At 72.6% G+C, this 20,862-nt stretch carries 14 protein-coding genes; 6 read left to right on the top strand and 8 right to left on the bottom strand.

Going from position 1 to position 20,862, the window contains the following annotated elements:
• The first annotated feature begins 49 nt into the window (after positions 1-49).
• Positions 50-478: a hypothetical protein gene (locus HNR07_RS00505; protein ID WP_184360442.1), complete on the top strand. Its 429-nt coding sequence runs from the start codon at positions 50-52 to the stop codon at positions 476-478.
• Between the two features lie 139 nt (positions 479-617).
• Positions 618-1,142, top strand: coding sequence for a DUF3558 family protein (locus HNR07_RS00500; protein WP_184360438.1), 525 nt, complete (start codon positions 618-620; stop codon positions 1,140-1,142).
• Between the two features lie 62 nt (positions 1,143-1,204).
• Here the strand turns inward: HNR07_RS00500 and HNR07_RS00495 are convergent, their stop codons facing one another.
• Entirely contained in the window at positions 1,205-2,116 is a 912-nt protein-coding gene (locus tag HNR07_RS00495) for a TIGR03621 family F420-dependent LLM class oxidoreductase (RefSeq protein WP_184360435.1), read from the bottom strand.
• Positions 2,117-2,200: 84 nt separating this feature from the next.
• Positions 2,201-4,306, bottom strand: coding sequence for a cytochrome c oxidase assembly protein (locus HNR07_RS00490; RefSeq protein WP_184360433.1), 2,106 nt, complete (start codon positions 4,304-4,306; stop codon positions 2,201-2,203).
• 385 nt (positions 4,307-4,691) lie between these two features.
• Between HNR07_RS00490 and HNR07_RS00485 the strand changes: the two genes are divergently transcribed.
• From HNR07_RS00485 to HNR07_RS00470, 4 genes are all read left to right on the top strand, one after another.
• Positions 4,692-5,939, top strand: coding sequence for an amidohydrolase family protein (locus HNR07_RS00485; RefSeq protein WP_184360430.1), 1,248 nt, complete (start codon positions 4,692-4,694; stop codon positions 5,937-5,939).
• Positions 5,940-6,075: 136 nt separating this feature from the next.
• Positions 6,076-7,194, top strand: a complete 1,119-nt coding sequence (gene ald, locus HNR07_RS00480) for an alanine dehydrogenase (protein WP_184371178.1) — start codon at positions 6,076-6,078, stop codon at positions 7,192-7,194.
• 310 nt (positions 7,195-7,504) lie between these two features.
• Complete coding sequence (locus HNR07_RS00475; protein WP_184360427.1) at positions 7,505-8,632, top strand: enolase C-terminal domain-like protein; 1,128 nt, start codon at positions 7,505-7,507, stop codon at positions 8,630-8,632.
• Positions 8,633-8,716: 84 nt separating this feature from the next.
• Entirely contained in the window at positions 8,717-9,172 is a 456-nt protein-coding gene (locus tag HNR07_RS00470; RefSeq protein ID WP_017579517.1) for a MaoC family dehydratase, read from the top strand.
• Between the two features lie 54 nt (positions 9,173-9,226).
• Here HNR07_RS00470 and HNR07_RS35375 read toward each other — a convergent pair whose 3' ends face one another.
• The 6 genes from HNR07_RS35375 to HNR07_RS00440 all read right to left on the bottom strand — a co-directional run bounded on the left by HNR07_RS35375 (position 9,227) and on the right by HNR07_RS00440 (position 20,463).
• On the bottom strand, positions 9,227-10,981 hold the full coding sequence (locus tag HNR07_RS35375) for a glycosyltransferase (protein WP_184360424.1): 1,755 nt from the start codon (positions 10,979-10,981) through the stop codon (positions 9,227-9,229).
• A complete protein-coding gene (locus HNR07_RS00460) occupies positions 10,978-13,101 on the bottom strand; it encodes a glycosyltransferase (protein WP_184360421.1) in 2,124 nt (707 codons plus the stop codon). The genes HNR07_RS35375 and HNR07_RS00460 overlap by 4 nt, the downstream gene beginning before the upstream one ends.
• Positions 13,102-13,285: 184 nt before the next feature.
• Positions 13,286-14,929 (bottom strand): glycosyltransferase, encoded by a 1,644-nt coding sequence (locus HNR07_RS00455; RefSeq protein WP_184371176.1) that lies wholly within the window; start codon positions 14,927-14,929, stop codon positions 13,286-13,288.
• Positions 14,930-14,967: 38 nt separating this feature from the next.
• Positions 14,968-16,992, bottom strand: coding sequence for a glycosyltransferase (locus HNR07_RS00450; protein WP_184360417.1), 2,025 nt, complete (start codon positions 16,990-16,992; stop codon positions 14,968-14,970).
• 121 nt (positions 16,993-17,113) lie between these two features.
• Entirely contained in the window at positions 17,114-18,148 is a 1,035-nt protein-coding gene (locus HNR07_RS00445) for a class I SAM-dependent methyltransferase (protein WP_184360414.1), read from the bottom strand.
• Between the two features lie 242 nt (positions 18,149-18,390).
• Positions 18,391-20,463: an acyltransferase family protein gene (locus HNR07_RS00440; protein ID WP_184360412.1), complete on the bottom strand. Its 2,073-nt coding sequence runs from the start codon at positions 20,461-20,463 to the stop codon at positions 18,391-18,393.
• Positions 20,464-20,862: the final 399 nt, after the last annotated feature.

The following is a 20,862-nucleotide window of genomic DNA, read 5'->3' as shown; positions in this document are numbered from 1 at the left end:
ACCGCCCCAAGGTCACCCTGAGTTGGGGCGCCGCCGCGACGGTGCGAGAATGACCAGCGTGAATTCGCTGGTCAACATCGCCGTGTTCGGAATCGGGGGCGCCATCGTGGTGGCGGCCCTGATCGGTCTGCTCCTTGTGGTCTCCGGGAGCGCTAGTGGGGCCTCGTCCCGGTTGCTCACCGTCTTCGGGGCCGCTTCGGTGGTGCTGTTGGTGGTGCTCCCGTCCCTGAGCGCGCTGAACGTGATGTCCGGTGGGGGCGGCTTCTGGGTGGGCTTCGCCAGCGCGAGCACGGTGGCAGCCGTGATGTACGCGGTCAACGTCGCCCTGCTGCCGCTCCTGGCCCGCCGCCAGGCCCTGGTGAGCGGACGCCCCGCGCTGGGTGAGCTCCGGCCCTCGGCCTCGGTTCTGCTCAGCGGTCTGGTCGTCTGCCTGGTCGTGGGGCTGCTGGTGACGGGTGTGGCGGCCTTCATCGTCTGAGGCCGATGTCCACCCCCGTGACCGCTTCCGGCCACAAGTTCCGCCCGGGGAACAACGCTCTGTAGTTTCGTGCCGGGGCTCCCTGCCCGCCCAGTGGCAGGGGCCCGGGCACTGACCGCACTCGACGGTGGAGCAACGGATGCGCGGACCGGGATGGGCCGCCACGGCGGCGGCGGTGGTACTGGTCGGCGGTTGCTCGGGCGAGGTCGAGCTGGCCGACCGGGACTCCATCGACCAGTTCGGCGTCCCCGCGCTGGACCTCGACGCCGAACACCCCTGTGACCTGGTCCCGGATGCCACCGCTGTCGAACTGGGCATCCTGCACGAGGACGGCAGCGGCAGCGCGCAGTCGGACGGCAACTGCTACTTCACCAACCGCGTCGACGCCAGCGTGGACGTGCGCGTGGACCGCTTCGACGAGGACCTGGCCACGGAGTCCGCCGTGGCCGCCACCGTCTCCGCCGCCTTCTCCGGTGCCGAGGGCCGGGAGTTCGCCAGTGTCGAGGGCTACCCCGGCTTCACCACCGCCTTCCCGGACTCGTGCGACCTCCTCGTGGCCACCTCCGACGAGCACGAGCTGTTCGTCCAGGTCAGCGCGGACGACGCCTGTGACACCGCCGTCGAGGTCGCCCGCACGGTCATCGCCAACTCACCCGAGTCGTGACCGGTACCGCCCAGCAGGAAACGGCTCCGGCTCCCGGTTCTCCCCGCCGACTCCATCGGCCCCTACGTCCCGGCCACCCAGGCGGCCTCCGCGGCCCGGATCAGCGGAATGACCTCGGCCAGGGCGTCCCGGGAGGGCCCGTGGGTGACCACGTGCGTGAACCCGAACTCCGCGCGCCTGCGCAGCAGCGTGTCCGCGATCTCCCGCGGGGTGCCCACCAGCAGGTAGGGGCAGTCCAGAAGGGACTCGCCCTTGGGCAGCAGCTCCTCGCCGACCCGCTCGGTGATCTGCGCGACCTCCTTCTCGGCGTCGTCGGTGACGATCACCTTCTGGACGAGAACGCCCGACTCGAAGGCCCGCTCCCCCGCCGCCTCTCGCACCAGCTCCACACGCTGTCGGGTCTCGGCCGCGCCCGCCATCGTGAACACGCCCATCTTCCGGCCCCTGGTCTGGGTCACCCCGCTGAACGCGACGGTGTCCGCGCGCCGGGCGGCCAGGGCCAGGGTCGAGGGGCCGTGGCCGCCGATCAGCACCGGCGGGCGCGGGCACTGCACCGGTCGGGGCTCCTGTCCGCCCTCGGCCAACCGCCGGTCCAGTTCGTCCAGGGCCGCCACCAGGTTCGCGGTACGGTCGGCGTGCGGCAGCCAGGGGATCCCCGCGTCCTCGAACTCCCGCTTCATGTAACCGGAACCCAGCCCGAGCTCGAACCTCCCGCCGCTGATCCGGTCGAGGGTGGCCACTTCCCGAGCCAACAGCGCGGGGTTCCAGAACTCGTTGTTGAGCACGTAGGTGCCCAGCCGCATCCGAGTGGTGACGGCGGCCGCGGCGCCCAGTGCCGCCAAGGGTGAGTGCGAGCCGAGGTGGTCCGGAGCCAGGAGCAGGTCGAAGCCCTGCTCCTCGGTGACCCGGCAGCCGAGGGCCCAGTCGTCGTGGTCGGACGGGAGCGTGTTGACGCCGAAGCGGAAAGTCCTCATGGGTCCGACCCAACAACGAGCGGGCCGCACAGTCCAGGGGGCGTACCCGTCCGGGCACGCCCCCCCTGTTCGGTTCGAAGCCGGTCAGTCCTTCCTGGGTTCTTCCACGATTTCACCGGCGGCCGCGCGCGAGCGGCGGTCGAGCTCGGCCAGGTAGGCGTTGTAGGCGTCCATGTCGGCGTCGTCGGAACCGCCGCGGCGGCTGTGCCGCTCGCGCCTGCGCTCCTGGCGCTCGTCGTCGCGCGACCACTGCACGACCAGCGCCAGCATCACCATGACGGTCGGGATCTCGCCCAGCGCCCAGGCGATACCGCCGCCCGCGTACTGGTCGGCGGCCTGGTCGGCCATCCAGGGGATGTCGAACTGGCCGTAGTACTGCATGGCCATCGGCGTGGCCTGCTCCATGATCGCGATGCCGAAGAACGCGTGGAAGCCCATCACCACCAGCAGCAGCAGGATGCGCAGGAGGAAGGGGAGCTTGCGCGGCGCCGGGTCGATCCCCACGATCACCCAGTAGAAGAGGAAGCCCGAGACGAGGAAGTGCACGCCCATGAACAGGTGACCGAGGTGGTCGTTCATCAGCGTGGGGAAGAGCGGCGTGAAGTACAGCGCGTACGGGCTGAACACGAAGATCGGGGCGGCCACCGCCGGGTGGGTCACGACCTGCGAGAACCGGCTGTTCAGGAAGGCGTTGAGCCACTCGCGGGGTCCCCGGTCGCCGCGCTGTTCGGCGGGCCTCAGGGCGCGCAGGGCCAGGGTGACCGGGGCGCCCAGCACCAGCAGGATCGGCGTGACCATGGCCAGCACCATGTGCTGGATCATGTGCATGGAGAACATGATCATGGCGTAGGTCGCGAACCCGCTGAGCTGGACCGCGACGATGGTCAGCAGGCCCAGGACGAAGGCGGCGGTGCGGCCGATCGGCCACTTGTCGCCCCGCTGGACCAGGCGCCGGACACCGGCCAGGTACAGGAACCCGGCGACCACGACGAACATGATGAAGAACAGGTCCGGACGCCACAGGGTGAGGACGTTCTCCAGGGTCATCGCGGGCGGGATCGGGAAGCCCAGGATGGCGGCGGCCGGGTCGACGGTGCTCTCCAGCGGCGGGGGCGGTGCGGTGCGGCCCAGGCCCACGGACACGCCGATGACGGCGGCCATGATGAGGACCTCGGCCCCGGCCAGCCGCAGGAAGGCGTTGCGGCGGAAGGTGTACCCGCGCTTTCCGGCGGGTGCGGCGTCGATCCGGACCAGCACCCGGGAGCGGTGCAGGTAGCCCAGGACACCGAGGACCGCGAAGAGGACGACCTTCACCACGATGATCAGGCCGTACTCGGTACCGAACAGGTCGTCCAGCGAGTACAGGCGGGCCAGCGCGCTGGCGGCGCCGCTGATCGCCACGCCGACGTAGGCCCACAGGGCCAGGCGGCTGAAGCGGTGCGCGGCCACGGCCGGGTCCTGGCCGTCGCGGCGCATGGCGTGGTAGGTGACCGCGGCCAGACCGCCCACCCACACGCAGATCGAGATCAGGTGCAGGGCCAGCCCGGTGACGGCCAGTTCGTGGGCGCCCGATGAGGCCGAGTGCCCGGTCAGGGCGGGCGGGGTGACCGCGACCAGGGCGGCGACCAGCAGCCAGAGGCCGCCGGTCGCGCTGGCGGCCGTGCGGCCGAACAGCGCGATGCCGGTGGTGATGAGGATGACGAACATCAGGGAGATGCCCGCGGACACCGACCCGGCGTAGGCGGTGACCTCGTCGATGCTCACCTGTCCCATGGGCTTGGCGAGGAACTCCGAGGCCTGAAAGTACAGCGTGGCCACGGCGGACAGCGTCCAGGCCAGGGCGGCCCAGGTGGCGCCGCGCACGTAGCCGGTGGCCTGCGGGGAGAGCCGTCCCTTCTCGGAGGCGAGCAGGACGACCGCCATCAGCAGGAGCCCGATGGTCAGGACCGCGGCGGTGTCCATGACCGTCTTGGCGATGGGCATGCCCCAGCGGACCGCCTCGCCGGCGTCGGGCAGGCCGGGGATGACCTGCGCGAAGACCGAGCCGCCCAGGATGAGGGTGGCGCTCAGGGCGATCGCGCACACGAGTGCGGCGGCCAGGGCGTACAGGGGCACGTTGGCGGTGCCGGGAGCAGGATCCAGGTCCTGGTGTCCCCTGGGGGATGTGTCGTTCTGTGCGGGAGGAGCCACGCGCCACTCCGTCGTCGTGTTCGGTCAACTGGCAGGTCAGCACCCCTGGCCGTGGTGGCCGCCTGGCTACTGCCGCGAGTCGGGGTCCGGCAGGGGCCGTGCACGGAGGAACACCTTCCGTCAAGGTTAGACCGTTTACTACACAGTGTCGGACTTGGGCCCGCTCACCCGTCCCCCCAAGCCCTCGTCTGTCGGGGCGGAGCCGGAAAGCCGACCGCGAGAAGTGACGTTTCCCCCTTCCCGGCGGGGCCTTCGCGATACGCTCGACGTCCCCGCTCGGGGCCACGGACCCGCGCCCCTCGTGCCCGTCACCCCTCACCGCCGTGTCCCTCAAGGCGGCCGCACAGCACCACGAACGCGACGAAGCGTACGAAGGGGGAGGGCGATGCCCGAGTTCGACAGTGTCATCCGTTCCAGGCGGACGGTGGTCCCCGCGGGGGCCGGGCCCGCCAGCGTGGGGATCCGGGACGGCCGGATCGAGGCGATCGGCCCCTACTCGGCCGAGATGTCCGCGCGCGAGGTGGTCGACCTCGGGGACACGGCCCTGCTGCCCGGCTCGATCGACCTGGGCACCGGGGTGCACGTCCCCGGCCGGGAACTGACCGATTCCTACCAGGCGGTGGGCGAGGCCGCCCTGCGCGGCGGGGTGACCTGTGTGGTGGCCTCCCCCGCGCCCGGTCGGCCCGCGATCACCTGCGCCGACTCCCTCCAGGTGCACCAGCGGGCCGCGGCGGGGGCGGCGGTCTCGGTGCTCTTCCTCGGCGGAGTGACCCGGGGTACGGGCCCCCTGGACCTGGCCGACCTGCACGCCGGCGGGGTGGTGGCCTTCCAGGGATCGCTGTCGGACGGGGGCGCGCCGGACATGGCGGCGCTGGGCGACGCGCAGCTGCGCAAGGCCATGGCCGAGATCGCCGCGCTGAACGCGCTGCTGCTGGTGCACGCCGAGGACGTCCGCGAGCTGGGCCGCCCCGCGGTGTCGGCGGAGCAGCGGCCGCCCCGGGCCGAACGGCGAGGGCTGGAACGGGTGATCGCGGCGGCCCGGGTGGTGGGCGCCCGCACCCACATCGCGCCCTTCACCGCCGCCGAGTGCGCGGCCCTGCTGGCCGCGGCCGGTGCGGTGGGGGTGGAGATGACCGCGCACACCTGTCCCCACTACCTGTGTCTGCCCTCGGAGTTCCCGCGCCCGGACTCCCCGGCGCGCTCCTGCCGCCCGCCGCTGCGTTCGGACGCCAACCGCAAGGCGCTGTGGAGCGCGCTGCTGGAACCGGACTCGCCGATCCTGACGGTCGGTTCGGGGCACCTGCCCGCGATCGGCCTGCACACCCTGGAGTGGAGTCTGTCGGCACTGTGGACGGCGGCGCGCAAACGCGGGCTGTCCCTGGCGGACCTGGCGCGGTGGACCTCTCTGGCCCCGGCGGAACTACTGGGGCTGGGCGGGCGGGGCCGGATCCAGGAGGGGTTCGACGCCGACCTCGTGGCCTTCGCCGACTCCGAGGCGCTGGCGGTCCCGGAGGCGGATCCCAGCCCCTACGCCGGGATGCGGCTGACCGGGAGGGTGGACCGGGTGTGGGTGTCCGGACGCCCGGCCCGAACGGAACTTCTCGGCACGGGGAGTCTCGGAACGCGCTCCTAACCCGTGTCACACCGCACACAGTCGACTTACAGGCTGTCAACATGGCAGCGTAAAGCTATGCACATTGGCGATAGCGTGGACGCGCCTTCGCAGGTCACAGTGGGAGGTATCGATGGCGATACCAGTTGGAGGAACCGTGCGCATCGGCGTGCCCCGTGAGATCAAGAACCACGAGTACCGGGTGGCGATCACCCCTGCGGGTGTCCACGAGCTGACCCGCCGGGGTCATGAGGTCTTCGTCGAACACGACGCCGGCGTCGGCTCCTCCATCACGAACGAGGAGTACGTGGCGGCGGGCGCCAGCATCCTGCCCACCGCGGACGAGGTATGGGCCGCGGGCGACCTCATCCTCAAGGTCAAGGAGCCCATCCCCGCCGAGTACCACCGCATGCGCGAGGGCCAGACCCTGTTCACGTACCTGCACCTGGCGGCCTCCCGCGAGTGCACGGACGCGCTGCTGGAGCGCAAGGTCACCGGCATCGCCTACGAGACGGTGCAGCTGCCCGACGGCTCCCTGCCGCTGCTCGCCCCGATGTCGGAGGTGGCCGGCCGGCTGGCCCCGCAGGTGGGTTCGGTGACGCTGCAGCGCCCCAACGGCGGCCGCGGCGTCCTGATGGGCGGGGTCCCGGGTGTGCGCCCGGCCCGCGTCACCGTCATCGGCGCGGGTGTGTCCGGCCTGAGCGCCACCCAGATCGCGGTGGGCATGGGCGCGGACGTGACCGTGCTCGACCTGAACGTCAACAAGCTGCGCCACGTCGACTCCCTGTACCGGGGCCAGGTCAAGACGGTGGTCTCCAACTCCTTCGAGCTGGAGCTGTCCGTGCTGGAGTCGGACATGGTGATCGGCGCGGTCCTGGTGCCCGGCGCCAAGGCCCCCAAGCTCATCTCGAACGAGCTCGTCTCCCGTATGCGCCCGGGCGCGGTGCTGGTCGACATCGCGATCGACCAGGGCGGCTGCTTCGAGGACTCGCGTCCCACCACACACGACGACCCCACCTTCACCGTGCACGACACGGTGTTCTACTGCGTGGCGAACATGCCCGGCGCGGTGCCCAACACCTCCACGCACGCCCTCACCAAGGACACCCTGAGGTACACGGTGGCGCTGGCGGACAAGGGCTGGCAGCAGGCCCTGCGCGACGACGCCTCGCTGGCCGACGGCCTGAACACCTTCGACGGCGACCTGGTCTACGCGCCGGTGGCCGAGGCGCACGGCATGAAGCACCGTGAGCTCTCCGAGGTGCTCGCCTCCTAGCACAACCGAAGAAGAGCGTGAGGGGCCGTCCGGGGGACGGCCCCTCTGCCGTCCTTGCGTGTCAGCCGCGGGCGTTGGAGTCGTGCGGGCTTCACCCGCCCCGCCGCCTTCCGGAGTGAGAGAGCCCACGGCGAGGCCCCCGACGAACCGTCACCCATCCGGCCAAAGCCCTCCCGACCTGGGGACCATGGCCGAATCATCCCCTGTGGACGGGGTGGTCGGGCCGGTCGGGCGGGGGTACCGTCGAAGGGTGGGCCCTTCCGACCGTGGGGCCTGTGACCGGGGCCCCGACACATGAGGTGGGACAGTAGTGACGCACACCGGAGCGGTAACGGTGACCCGGATCGTCGAGCTCGAGCTGGTGCGGCTGCGGCCGTCACTGGCCGGTCGGGGTGCCGACGGAGCCGTTCCGGTGCTGGTCCGGGCGAGCGACGGGCAGTTGAGCGGCTGGGGCGAGGTGTCCCGGGCAACCGCCGAGCAGTGGGAGGCGCTCTCCCGGGACTTCGCTCCCGCCCTCCTGGAGCACGGTTGGCGCCGCCCGACCGAGGTGGCCGACGCCTTCGCGGACCTGCCCTGGGACCCGGCGCTGGTGGGCGCGCTCGACACCGCTTGCTGGGATCTGTGGAGCCGTCAGCGCGCCGCCCCGCTCTCACACGCCCTGGGCGGGGAGCGCACCGCGCTCACCGCCGGGGTGACCCTGCCCCGGCAGGTGACCCTGGAGTCGGTGGTCACCGAGGTGAACCGCCAGGTCGGCGCGGGTTTCCGGCGGATCAGACTGGAGGTCGAGCCGGGCTGGGACACCGACGTGGTCCGGGCCGTGCAGACCAGTTTCCCGTTCCTGGTGCTGCAGGTGGACGCGGGCGGGCGCTACACCGAGTCCGCCGCGCACCTGGACGCCCTGCGTTCGCTGGACGCCCTGGGGCTGCTGGCGATCGAGGACCCCTTCGCCTGCGACGACCTGGGCGCGCACGCCCGGCTGTCGGCCGAGCTGCGCACCCCGGTGGCGCTGTACCGGTCGCTCTCCTCGGTGGAGGACCTGCGCGAGGCGGTCCTGGCCGAGGCCGGGAGCGCCGTGAACGTGGACCCGGCCCGGCTGGGCGGGCTGACCGCGGCCCGGCGCGCGGTGGACCGTGCGGTGGACGCGGGATGGCAGGTGTGGTGTGGTTCCTCGGCGGTGACCGGGGTCGGCCGGGCGGCGACGGTCGCGCTGGCCTCCCTGTCCGGCGCGACCCTTCCGGTGGAGATGCCGGGGGCAGGTGGTCGCAGCCGTGACCTGGTGGTTCCGCCGGTGCGCGCGCACGAGGGCGTGGTGCCGGTGCCGTTGGCCGAGAGCGGACTGGGCCATGACGTGGACGAGGCCTCGCTTCCGGGTTTCACCTCCCGGACCCTGCTGCTGGGCGCGCCCGCGGCGAAGGACCCGGGTGCCGCCGCCACTTAACCGAACACCGTTAGGTAGAGTGGCGCGCATCACCGTCCGGCTTCCCCCGGAGTGCGCCGGACCCCTAACGAACGTGGAGGCGTGGTGCGCGTATTCGCCGACATCCAAGAGGTCGTCGACGCCCAGGGTGAACACCTGGGTCACACCGACTGGCTGACGATCACCCAGGACCGCATCGACAAGTTCGCCGATGCGACAGAGGACCACCAGTGGATCCACCTGGACGCGGAGCGGGCCGCCGAAGGCCCCTTCGGCGCTACCATCGCGCACGGATTCCTGTCCCTGTCGCTGCTGGCGCACTTCTCCCAGAGCATCTTCTCGCTGACGAAGAAGCCGCAGATGTCCATCAACTACGGCCTGAACAAGGTGCGCTTCCTCCAACCGGTCACGGTGGGCTCGCGGGTGCGCGACGCGGTGGAACTCAGCGGGGTGAAGGAGACCCCCAAGGGCTACCTGGTCAGCACCACCCACACCGTGGAGATCGAGGGCCAGGAGCGCCCCGCCCTGGTCGCCGAGAGCCTCGGCCTCTGGGTTCCATGAGCGGTCGGGGTTCGGGGGCGGATCCGCGGTGACAGGGACCCGCCCCCGAAACTCTCAGCGGACGATCCGGCGCAGGACGCGGCGGACCAGGCCCGGGGTGAACCAGCGCAGCTTGCGCTCGGCCCGCTCGGCGCGGCGGCGCAGCCGGTCGCCCCTGGACCTGGCCTGCTCCAGCTCGGCGCGCAGCCGGACCACCTCCGCCGAACCCTCCTCCGCGCCGTCCGTTCGGGGCGCCGTCCCCGCCGCCCCGGCTTTCGCCGTCGTGGCCTCCAGCCGGTCCTCCTGCTGCCCGATAGCGTGGATGAGGTCCGTCGCGGGCATCCAGTGGATGCCGTGGACCTCCTCCACCACCCGGTCCAGTTCCCGGCCCCGGGCCTCGGGGTCAAGGTGGCGGGCCCGGCTGAAGGCGGCGGTGCGCTCCAGGCGCAGCATCCCCTCCTCGGCCGTGAGCGCGCCCGGCATGGGTGCGCTCAGCAGCCCCGCCGCGGCGGAGTCGCAGGTGCGGACCAGCTCGGCCAGGGCCTGGGGGTAGGGCTCGGGTCCGGCGTCCAGGTACAGCCGGAAGGGCACGCGCGGGTCTGTGCCCGGCTCGGTCTCGACGAACCGCACCCGCGGGTCGCCGCGGAAGGTCTCGTGCGCCAGCCGCAGGTCCAGGACGTCCTCCTCCAGCGGCGAGCGGCGGCCCCCGTGCAAGGCGCCCCACGGACCGACCAGCCACAGGCGCAGGTCCGGGGTGGTCCCGGACAGCAGCGCCGAAGCGGTGGTGTCGATCTCCTCCAGGGTGTGCCCGGCCACGTCCAGCACCACGTCGACCAGTGGCACCTCCCACTGTCGCTCGGGGCGCTTGCGGCGCAGGTGGAAGTCGGGCACCCGGTTGGACACGTACGGCATCCGGTAACGGGTCCCGGCGGCACGCTGCTCCTGCATCTGGGAACGGCCCAGGTGCCAGCTGCTGGTGTCCAGGTCGGGCACGAACACCGCGCCCTGCTGCGCCAACCGGTGGCCGAACTCACTGTCACCGCCCAGGATCAGGGACGGGTCCAGCCCGCCGGTGGCGTCGAAGAGGCTCCGGTGCAGGGAGCCGGTCGCGCCCACGAACACCTTGAAGGCCTCGTGGTGGGCCGAACGCAGCCGGTCGTTCCTGTCGATGAACCGCTCCACCCAGTGCGGGTCGGCGCTCCCGAGGTCGAAGAGCGTTTCGGCCCGCCCCGCCGCGACCTCCTCGTACACGTACTCCGGGGCCATGGCGGCCGGGTCGAAGTCCACGAACATCTTGTGGCCCATGACCACGGCGTAGTCCACCTGGTGGTGCCAGCGCATCTGGGACTCCACGTGCTCGCGGTAGACCAGCATGTCGGCGTCCAGGCGCAGCACCACCTGCCCGGAGGAGGCCGCCACCCCGGTGTTGACCGCGTGCGCCGAACCCCAGCCGCCCGGGGCCGAGGGCACCAGCAGCGTGTTCCCCGGCCGGACCCGGGGCAGGGTGAGGGGTTCGGGGGAGCCGTCGTCCACCACGACCACCTCGGTGAGCTCGGCGGGGTAGCTCTGCGCGGCCAGCGAGGTCAGCACCAGGTCCAGCTTGTCCTGGTGGCCGTGGGCCGGGATCACCACGCTCACCGACAGCGTCGGCGTCCACTCCCCCAGCGGCGGCGGGGTGAGCGGGGCGTAGTCGTTGCGGAACACCCGGGGCTGGCCCGGTGGGTCCCGCCGGTCGGGGCTCCCGGCCTGGGCCGGAACCGTCCCGACCCGGACCCGGGTGTCCGGGCGCGATCCCTGACCGCGCTCTGAGACGTTGTCCGCACTGGTCACGACTGTCCTCCCTGGTAATCGGTGGTCCGCAGCAGCGCCCGTCCCGCCTGTGGGCCGGGCTTCCCCAACGGGTTCGGCCGGCCCAGCGGGGCGGGCTCGCCCTCCAACAGGGAGCTCGGCCGCCAGCCGGACCACTGCCGGGTACTCCTGCGCAGGAAGTAGCCCATGTCCGCCCCCCAGGTGTGTCCCTGTCCGGCGCGGCGCAGCAGGTAGCCGAGGCCGTGGGTGCGGTAGATCCGGCCGCTGTCGCGGCGGACCGCCAGGAGCAGCTGGCTGTCGATCGCGCGCGGCAGCGGACGGAAGCCCCCGACGTCACGCAGCACGGAGCGGTCGACCATGATCGTGCTGCCCACCACGTCCGGGGAGGGCTTCTCCGTCTGGTAGCTCCGCCACACGGTGAGGTCGAGCTCCTCCAGGTAGACGAGGTCCTGGGTGACCCCGACCAGGTCGGCGCAGGAGTAGGCCCGGGCCATCAACAGGTCGGCCAGGTGCTCGGGGCCGTACCAGTCGTCGTCGTCCCACTTGGCGACGATGCTGCCGGACGTGCGGTCCACGGCGTCGTTGAGGACCGCGCCGAACACCTGGTCGGCGGGGGCCTCGTGCACCGTGACCGGGATACCGGTAGCGGCGAGGTCCGCCACGGCCGCGCGGACCTCGGGCAGGTCGGCGGAGAACCCGTGCAGGGCCAGGACCAGCTCGAACCGCACCCCGCGCTGGCGGGCGACCTGGGCCAGGGCGAAGCCCACCAGTTCGGGCCGCCGGGTGCAGAGCATCACCGACACCAGGGGGTCGGGCGGTACCGGCACGCCCGCCCGCGCGGCCAGGGTGCGCCAGCGGACCAGCTGGCCGTGCACGCGCAGCGAGGCGCGGCGCAGCCGGACGCTGTGCTCCTCCCGGCGCAAGGGGTCGGCGAGTTCGCTCTCCGCCGGCCCGGTGAGGGTTTCGGTGAGCGCGGGGCCCAGCCCGGCGGCCCAGTCGGGGACCGGCCCGCTGATCACGGGGACTCCCCCGGCGGCCAGGGCGATCACCGCGCGGACCACGGTGACCGGCGTGGCGGGCCCGGACCAGTCCACCCGGACCCCGCGCAGGTAGCGCGCCCGCCCGATGTCCAGGTCGGTGACCGTGCCGTCCTCGGGTACCACGCAGAGGATCTTCGTACCCTCCCGCAGGACGGTGCGCCCGTCCCGGGTGCACAGGTCCCCCATGGGACCGCCCGCCTTCTTGGTGAAGCCGATCGGGTTGACGGTGTGCTCGTCGAGGGGCGCGAGGGGGTGCACCGGGTCGGGCTCGGTGACCCGGGCCCCGGCCTCCGGCCTTCGGGACTGGGTTGTCGGGGACTGGGTTGTCGGGGACTGGGTTGTCGGGGGTTGGGCTGTTCGGGACCGGGGCGCGTTCCGGCCGGGCGACTGCGGGCCGGGCACGTCCAGGTGCGGCACGACCCCGTCCTCCCAGAGCGGGAGACCGCCGTCGTCGGTGCGGACCACGAGGTCGGCCACGGGCGAGACCCGGCGCAGCGGCACCGGTCCGGTCGCGCTCACCCCGGTGGCGGCGGCGTCGCCGGACCGCCACAGCGCCGCGCCCCGCCCGTGCACCCCGGCCAGCGGAACGGGGCGCGGACCCCGCCGCCCGCCGTTGGTCCCGTGCAGGACGCAGTCGAGCGCCTGGCCGGTCTCGACGGAGTCGGGGAAGTACAGCTCGCAGATCCACCCGCGTTTGCCCAGGCGGCGCACGCGCATCTCGAGCAGGTCGTTCCACTCCTCGAGCCCCGGCGGACTGGGGACGAGGGGGCCGTGGTGGCCAGGGGTGTCCGCGACCACCACGACCAGGTGGACGGCGGGCGGCAGCGCGTTGGCGGCGGTCAGGCTGCGCCGCAGGTCGGTGAGGCTGGCCGCGACCACCGCCACCAGGCCGACCGCCTCGGGCTGGCCCTCCGCGCCCACCGAAGCGACCTCGAACGGCTCACCCAGGGTGTGGGCGTCCAGGTCGACCAGCAGGTCGTCGCGGCGCAGCCGCAGACGGGTGAGTTCCTTACGGGTCGACTCGTGGGATCCGGTGTGGCAGAGGATCGCTGGTTCGTCGCCGCGTGTGTGCAACGCCTGGCGTAGGACTGAGTGGATCATCGGGCGACCCCGGGGTCGGAGCGGGCGAAGGCGCAGGTGGGAACCGATCCTGATCGGTCACACCGGCCACCCTAGCCAATCCGGTTACACAGGGTTACACACCGTTGCGGCGTGTCTGTTTCGCGCGGTGTGCGACCGGGTGCGCAACCGCCCGCTCCCATCCCGGGGCCGATCCGGGCAGACTTCAGCGCGCCAGCTTGCGCAGCACCCTGCGGGCCAGACCGGGGGTGAACCAGCGCAGCTTGCGCTCGGCCCGCTCGGCTCGGGCCCGCAGCCGGTCAGCCTCGGCCAGGGCCTTGTCCAGTCGCTTCTGCAACACCTCGGGCTTGGTCTTGGCCTCAGGCTCCTCCTCTGCCCCCTTCACGAAGGCCTCCCCCGGGATCCAGTGGGTCCCCGCGGTCTCCTCCACCACCCGGTCCAGCTCCCGGCCCCGGGCCCGCGGCTCCAGGTGCAGCGCGCGGGCGTAGGCCGCGGTGCGCTCCAGGCGCAGCACCCCGTCGCCCCTGGTCGCCCCGGGCAGCGGTGCGCACAGCAGCCCGGCGCCCTCGCGGTCGATCTCCTTGATCAGGTCGTGCAGGGCCTCGGCGCCGGGGACCGCGCCCGCGGCGACGGTGAGCCGGAAGGGCACGCGCGGGTCGCGGTCGGGCTCGGCCTCGGCCAACCGCACCCGCGGGTCGCCGCGGAAGGTCTCGTGGATCAGCCGCAGGTCCAGGAGGTCCTCGTCCAGCGGGGAGCGGCGGTCCCCGTGCAGCTCGCCCCACGGACCGACCAGCCACAGGCGCAGGTCCGGGGTGGTCCCGGACAGCAGCGCCGAAGCGGTGGCGTCGACGTCCTCCAGGGTGTGCCCGCCGACGGTCAGGAGCACGTCCGCCAGCGGAACCTCCCACTGCCGCTCGGGGCGCTTGCGGCGCAGGTGGAAGTCGGGGACGCGGTTGGACACGTACGGCATCCGGTAGCGGGTCCCGGCATCGCGGCGGGTCTGCATCTGGGAGCGGCCCAGGTGCCAGCTGCTGGTGTCCAGGTCGGGCACGAACACCGCGCCCTGCTGGGCGACCCGGTAGGCGAACTCGGTGTCGCCGCCCAGGATGAGGGCGGCGTCCAGCCCGCCCGCGGCGTCGAAGAGGGTCCGGTGCAGGGAGCCGGTGGCGCCGATGAACACCTTGTAGGACAGGCGTCCGGCGGTGCGCAGCCGGTCGTTCTTGTTGATCAGGCGTTCCACCCAGTGCGGGTCGGCGCTCGCGAGGTCGAAGAGCTTCTCCGCGCGGCCGGCCGCGACCTCGTCACGCACGTGCTCGGGGGTCATGGCGGCCGGGTCGAAGTCCACGAACATCTTGTGACCGAGGGCGACCCCGTAGTCCACCTGGTGGTGCCAGCGCATCTGGGACTCCACGTGCTCGCGGTAGACCAGCATGTCGGCGTCCAGGCGCAGGATGACCTGGCCGGAGGAGGCGGCGACCCCGGTGTTGACCGCGTGCGCCGAGCCCCAGCCGCCGGGGGCGGAGGTGAGCAGGCGGGTGTTGCCCGGGCGGACCTCGGGCAGGGTGAGGGGTTCGGGGGAGCCGTCGTCCACCACGATCACCTCCATGAGGTGCGCCGGGTAGCTCTGCGCGGCCAGCGAGGCCAGCACCAGGTCCAGCTTGTCCTGGTGGCCGTGGGCCGGGATCACCACGCTCACCGACAGCGTCGGCGTCCACTCCCCCAGCGGCGGCGGGGTGAGCGGGGCGTAGTCGTTGCGGCGCAGCCGGGGCTGGGCGCCGAAGTCCACCTCGCCCCGGGGCAGGGGCTCCCCGGGTACGGGCGACGGTGCGCGGTCGGGCACCGGGGCCATGGCCGGTGCGGCGGTCGCGGTGTGCTCTTCGGTACTGGTCAAGGGTGTCCCCCCGTGTGCTGTGCGGCCCCGACCGGCTGCCCGGTGTCGGCCTCGCTCCCCAGCGGGGCGGGTTCGCCCTCCAGGAGGGAGCTGGGCCGCCAACCGGACCACTGTCGGGCGTAGTTGTGCAGGAAGTAGGCCATGTCCTCGGACCAGGTGTGGCCGCCTCCGGTGCGGCGCAGCACGTAGCCCAGCCCGTGGGTGCGGTGGACGCGGCCACCGCCCCGGGTGACGGCGATGAGCAGTTGGGTGTCGATGGCGCGCGGCAGCGGGCGGAAGCCCCCGGTCTCCTCCAGCACCACGCGGTCGGTGAGGATGGTGCCCCCGGCGATGAACCGGGTGGAGGTCTCCGACTCCCGGCTGCGCCAGACCATGAGGTCGATCTCCTGGAGGAAGACGAAGTCCTGGCCGGTGCCGACCAGCTCGGCGCCGGAATAGGTGCGGGCCAGGACCAGGTCGGCCAGGTGCTCGGGGCCGTACCAGTCGTCGTCGTCCCACTTGGCGATGAGGTCGCCGGAGGCGCGGGCCACGGAGTCGTTGAGCACCGCGCCGAAGACGCGGTCGGCGGGCGCCTCGTGCACGACCAGCGGCAGGCCGGTGGCGCGGTAGGCGTCGATCGCCGACCGCACCTCTGGCAGGGAGGCGGGGAAACCGTGCAGGGTGAGGACGGTCTCCGGCTCCACGCCGCGCTGGCGGGCGATCTGGGCGAGCGCGAACCCCACCATGTCGGGTCGGCGGGTGCACAGGATGACCGAGACCCGGGGGGCGGGCGGGACCGGCACCCCGGCCTCGGCGGCCAGGGCGCGCCAGCGCGAGCGCAGGCCGTGCGTGTACAGGGCGGCACGGCGCAGCCGGACGCTGTGCTCCTCTCGGGACAGGCGGTCGGACAGGTCGGCTTCGGTGGCGGCGGTGAGCAACCGTGTGAGCTCGGTACCCAGCCCGGCGGCCCAGGCGGGGACGGGGCCACTGACCAGGGGGACGCCACCGGCGGCCAGACCGGCCACGGCGCGCACGGCGGCGTGCGGGCCGGTGGGTCCGGACCAGTCCACCCGGATCCCGCGCAGTCGGCGCAGTCGGGAGAGGTCCACGTCCGTGATCGTGCCGTCCGGGGCGACGGTCACCAGGTTCTTCTTCCCCTCCCTGATCACCGCGCGGTCACCGTGCAGGGTGAGGTGGCCGAGCGGGCCGTTCTCGGCCTTGCCGAAGCCGGTGGGGTTGACGGTGCTCTCGTCGACGGGCGCGATCCGTTGGACCGGGTCGACCGGCCGGTCGGCGGCGCGCGCGTAGCCGGTCGGTCCGATGAGCTCGTCCCAGGAGTCGGTGCCGGTGGTGGTCCGGTCCAGGGCGGGTACGGCCTCGTCGGTCCAGGCGGACGGCCGTTCGCTGTCGTGTACCCGCAGGGCGAGGTCGGCCACCGGGGTGACCCGGCGCAGCGGGACCGGCCCCTCGTCCGGCACCCCGTTGGCACCGGTGTCACCGGGGCGCCACAGGGCCGCCTCGTGTCCGTTGAGGGCGACCAGGGGCGCCACCGCCGGTCCGCGGCGGCGGCCGCGGGTGCCCTGGAAGACCGCGTCCAGCACCGAGGCGGACTCGATGGCGTTGGGGAAGAAGAGCTCACAGATCCAGCCGCGGCTGTCCACCCGGCGCAGGCGCAGTTCCTGGAGGTCGCGCCACTGGCCCATGCCGGGGCCCACCGGAAGCGGGGGCTCCTGGTGACCGGGGGTGGCGACCAGGGCGACCACGACGTGCACGGCCCGGGGCAGGTGGACGGCCGAGGTGAGGACCCGGTGGAGGTCGGTGGTGGTGGCCGCGACCACCGCCACCAGACCGGCGACCGGCTCCTCGGCCGTCCCGTCCAGGATCGGCCGTCCCAGGGGCTGGGCGTCCAGGTCCAGCAGGACGTCGCCCGGGGCCGTGGGCAGACCGGCCAGGTCCGCCCGGGTGTCGGCGCCGGTGTGGCAGAGCACGGCCGGTTCCCTGCCGCGGGCGCGCAGGGCCTGCCGAAGGACGGTGGTGATCATCGTGTGGCCTTCGATCTCGGGCGGCGGCTGGGGGGCGGCTGCCGGGACTCGGTTCGGGGTCGGGACTCGGTGGTGGGCCGGGGACGGGCTCGGGCGGGCAGTGGGCCAGACGGGCAGTGGGTCAGGCAGTCTGGCGGGTGAACACGTGTGCGCCCTTCTCCGCCGGCTCCTCGGTGCGGTGCAGGCGGTGTTCGGCGACCCAACGGTCCCCGAGGGCGCGTTCGTCGGGCCGGTCCGCGTCGTCCAGGACGATGACGGCGTCGTCGGTGCAGTGCGACAGCAGGGCGGGGACCGCGGGGTACCTGGCCTGCGCGCCGGTGGCCTGCGGCGGGCCGTCGACGAACAGCAGGCCGATGCGTTTCAGGTCGCCCAGGCGGGAGAGGTCGTACCAGAGCGGGGCGGACTCCACCGGCCCCTCCCGTTCGTCCCCGACCAGATCGGGCTTGACCTCGGTGAGCGGGGCGTGCCGGACCTCGACGACGTCGTCGAGCCCGTGCGCGGCGATCAGGTCGCGGCTGAGTTCGGCGTAGCGGGCCTCGTGCTCGATCGCGACGAGTCGGCCGCTGCCCGCGCGGCGCAGCGCATAGCCGATCCACACGCTGGAGGCGCCGCTGCCGCACTCCACCACCAGCTCGGGGCGGTGGCGGTCGATCAGTTTCACGAGCAGGCGCAGCACGTCCGGAGAGGCGGCCCAACCGCGCAGCGGCGGCATGAACGGGGCCACGTCCAGGTACTCGCGCAATTCGGCCCAGGCCACCTGCTGCTCGTAGTCGTGTCGGCCCTGCGCGGTGACGGTCCGCTGGATCTCCCGGCTGACCCTGGGCAGGGCGTGGTCCTGGAGACGGGTAATGCGCTCGCCCACCCCGTCCAGGGAACCGGTGATCTCCAACCGGTCCTGGCCGAGCACCTCGGTCACCCTCCGGGTGTGGCCGTTGACACTGGTGGCGAGGGCGCTCACCGAGCGGCGGAGCAGCCACAGCCCGGCGCCGAGCGCGCACACCAACCCGCCGAGCAGCAGCACGGCTGTGGCGATCACGGCCTCTGCCCAGCTCAGCACGGCCAGGACACCCAACACCGTCGGGGTGGCCAGGACGGCCGGGCCGAGGACGGCGCCGACGGCCAGGAGGGGTTTGGCTCTGCGGCGGAGAGAGGGCAAGGGGGACCTCCACGGGGTTGCGTGGCAGCGGGTTCGGGGGGCGTTGCGTTCGAGGGGGATGGGCCCGGAGATTGCGCGAGAGACTCCCGGGCGCTTTCGACACTAACTCCCCAAAGCACCCGCGGAGCCTTTCGCTGGCGAAATCGAAACCCGCGTGGTAATCAATTCCCCCGGCGTTCACCGGGGCGTCATTCACCGGTCGGCATTTCGGTGGCCGGAGAATTCAGCAGAACTCCGTCGGCTCACCATCCGGTGGCCGCCACCAGCGCTTCCTCCATCACCGGGCCGAGGGTGCCCGCGTAGGTCGCGGTGACGTGCGAGTGATCCCAGTAGACGAGGATGTTGCCGACCACGGCGTTGCAGGTACCACCGGGGCACACGTGTTCGGTGAGGTCCATGAGGGTGACGTTGGGCGGCAGGTCGATCTGCGTGGCCGGGTCCACGTCCTCATGACTGGCCGAGACCGCGGACACGCACTGGTCGATCGGGCCCGCCTCCAGGCATTCGGCCCCCTTGTAGGGCAGCCGGGGCAGGTCGCGCAGGCCGATCACCTCGATGCCCAGCCCGTCGAGCCGCTCCCAGACGTCCAGGAAGCCGTCGTGGACGGTCTCACCGTTGAGGGTGGAACGGGTGGAGGAGGTCAGGACCGCGTCGGGGCGCAGATCCTCCACCTCGGCCAGCGCTTTGGCCTTCCACACCTCGCACTCGTCGAAGACCGCGCCGTCGCGGTAGGCGGTTTCGGTGCTGAACTGGCAGCCGCTCTTGGTGAAGGAGACCAGTCGCCACCCCTGGGCCTGGGCCGCGGCCGCCACGGCCGGATACCAGTGGGCCGCGCGCGAGGCCCCGACCAGGGCGAGCGTGTGCTCGGCGTCGGCGGGGCCGACGTCGCACACGACCAGTTCCTCCGAGGCGAGGTTGACGTGGCAGCCCTCCTGGTGGTGCCAGGACAGGTCCTGCTTGGCATCGGCCGGATCGGGGCGGACCGGAACGTCGGGCAGCACCGCGAACAGGTCGGGGTCGGAAACCACCTGGGCCCCCGGGTAGCTCTCGGGCGCGGCCAGCTCCAGGGAGCGTTCGGCCCGCTGCTGCTCCAGACGGTCGTTCCACAGCAGCGATGCGGCCAGGACCGGGACGATCAGCGAGGCGGCGATACCCAGTGCCCAGCCGGGGGTGCGGCGGCGGGCCGGTTCGGTGAAGCGGTCCAGGCCGCCCTCCACCAGGCGATGGGTGAGCCAGGCCAGGCCCAGGGACAGCCCCAGCACACCCAGCCCGCCGAGCGGACTGGCCAGGGTCCGGCCGGTGGTCTCCAGGTAGACGACCAGGATCGGCCAGTGCCACAGGTAGAGGGCGTAGGACAGCTTGCCGGTGTCGGCCAGGGGCTTCCAGGTGAGCAGGCGGTCCGCGCCGTAGCGGCTGCCGGTGGCCCCGGCCAGGATCACCAGGACGGCGGCGCCGGTCGGCCACAGCGCGACGTAGCCGGGGAAGAGCGTGGAGACCGGGAGGAGCACCCCGCACGCGACCAGGGCGGCCAGCCCGAACCAGCCCAGGAGTACCCGCAGCCGCACCGGCAGGTGCACCCGGTGGATGACCAGGGCCAGGATCGCGCCCAGCGCCAGCTCCCACAGGCGGGCGCCGGTGTCGAAGTAGGCCCAGGCCTGGTCCCGGGCGGTGATGGACACCGAGTAGCTCAGGGAGAGGGCGAACACGGCGGTGACCGCGGCCAGGACCGTCACCCGCAGGGGAAGCCGGACGCGGGTGGCCACCAGCGCCGCCAGGGCGATCAGGACGGGCCACAGCAGGTAGAACTGCCCCTGGATGGACAGCGACCAGAAGTGCTGGACCGGGCTGGCGGCGGCCTCCCTGGCCAGGTAGTCCACCGCGTTGTCGGCCAGGACCCAGTTCTCGTAGTAGAGCGCGGCGGCACGCACCTCGCCCAGGATGTCCGGCCAGCGCGAGCGGGGCAGCCACAGGTACATGGCGGCCATCGTCGCGGTGAGGACCACCGCCACGGCGGGCACGAGCCGCCGGGCCAGTCGGGTCCAGAAGGCGACGAAGCGGATCCGGCCCTCGCGTTCCACGCCCCGGACCAGGGACCCGGTGATCAGGAAGCCGGTGAGCATGAGGAAGACGTCGACACCGCCGGAGACTCGGCCGAACCAGATGTGGTAGACGGCCACGAGCAGGACGGCGACGGCGCGCAGCCCTTCGATCTCGGGCCGGAACTGGCCTGCGCCGCCCCGGACCCGCACGCTGCCGGGGCCGGACGGAACGGTGGGCGACCGGTCGTCGAGGGTCTTCGGAGTGGAGGTGTGCATGAGCGGCGGCGGCCTCGGAGAGTTGGGGAGACTTTTTACCGAACGAGGCTTCTGAACGGGTTCCGTCACTCGAATTCGGCGATGCATTATCGCCACCGCCGATGCCCAGACGGTGAATTGCGGACCAACGTCGGAACAACGTTTTCGGGTATCCCGCGCGCTCATTCGGATAGCCCGTCGCACGGTCCGGCCGGGCGAGGGCTGAAGGTGGCGGGAGCCGGGTGGCCAGCGGGCCTTCGGGAGTTTCCTGACAAAGGGTGAGGATTAGCGGGGCGGAGTCCGGGAAGGGTGGGAAGAGGTCAGAGAGGCCAGGGGGCGCGTCGGCCCCACGGGCCACGGACCCGAGGGTCCCCGGCCCGTGACACAGGGCCAGGATCCGTTGGCGCCCCATCGGCCGTT

Source organism: Nocardiopsis metallicus, assembly GCF_014201115.1.
Classification (GTDB): domain Bacteria; phylum Actinomycetota; class Actinomycetes; order Streptosporangiales; family Streptosporangiaceae; genus Nocardiopsis; species Nocardiopsis metallicus.
This window is presented reverse-complemented; position numbering and strand designations above follow the sequence as displayed.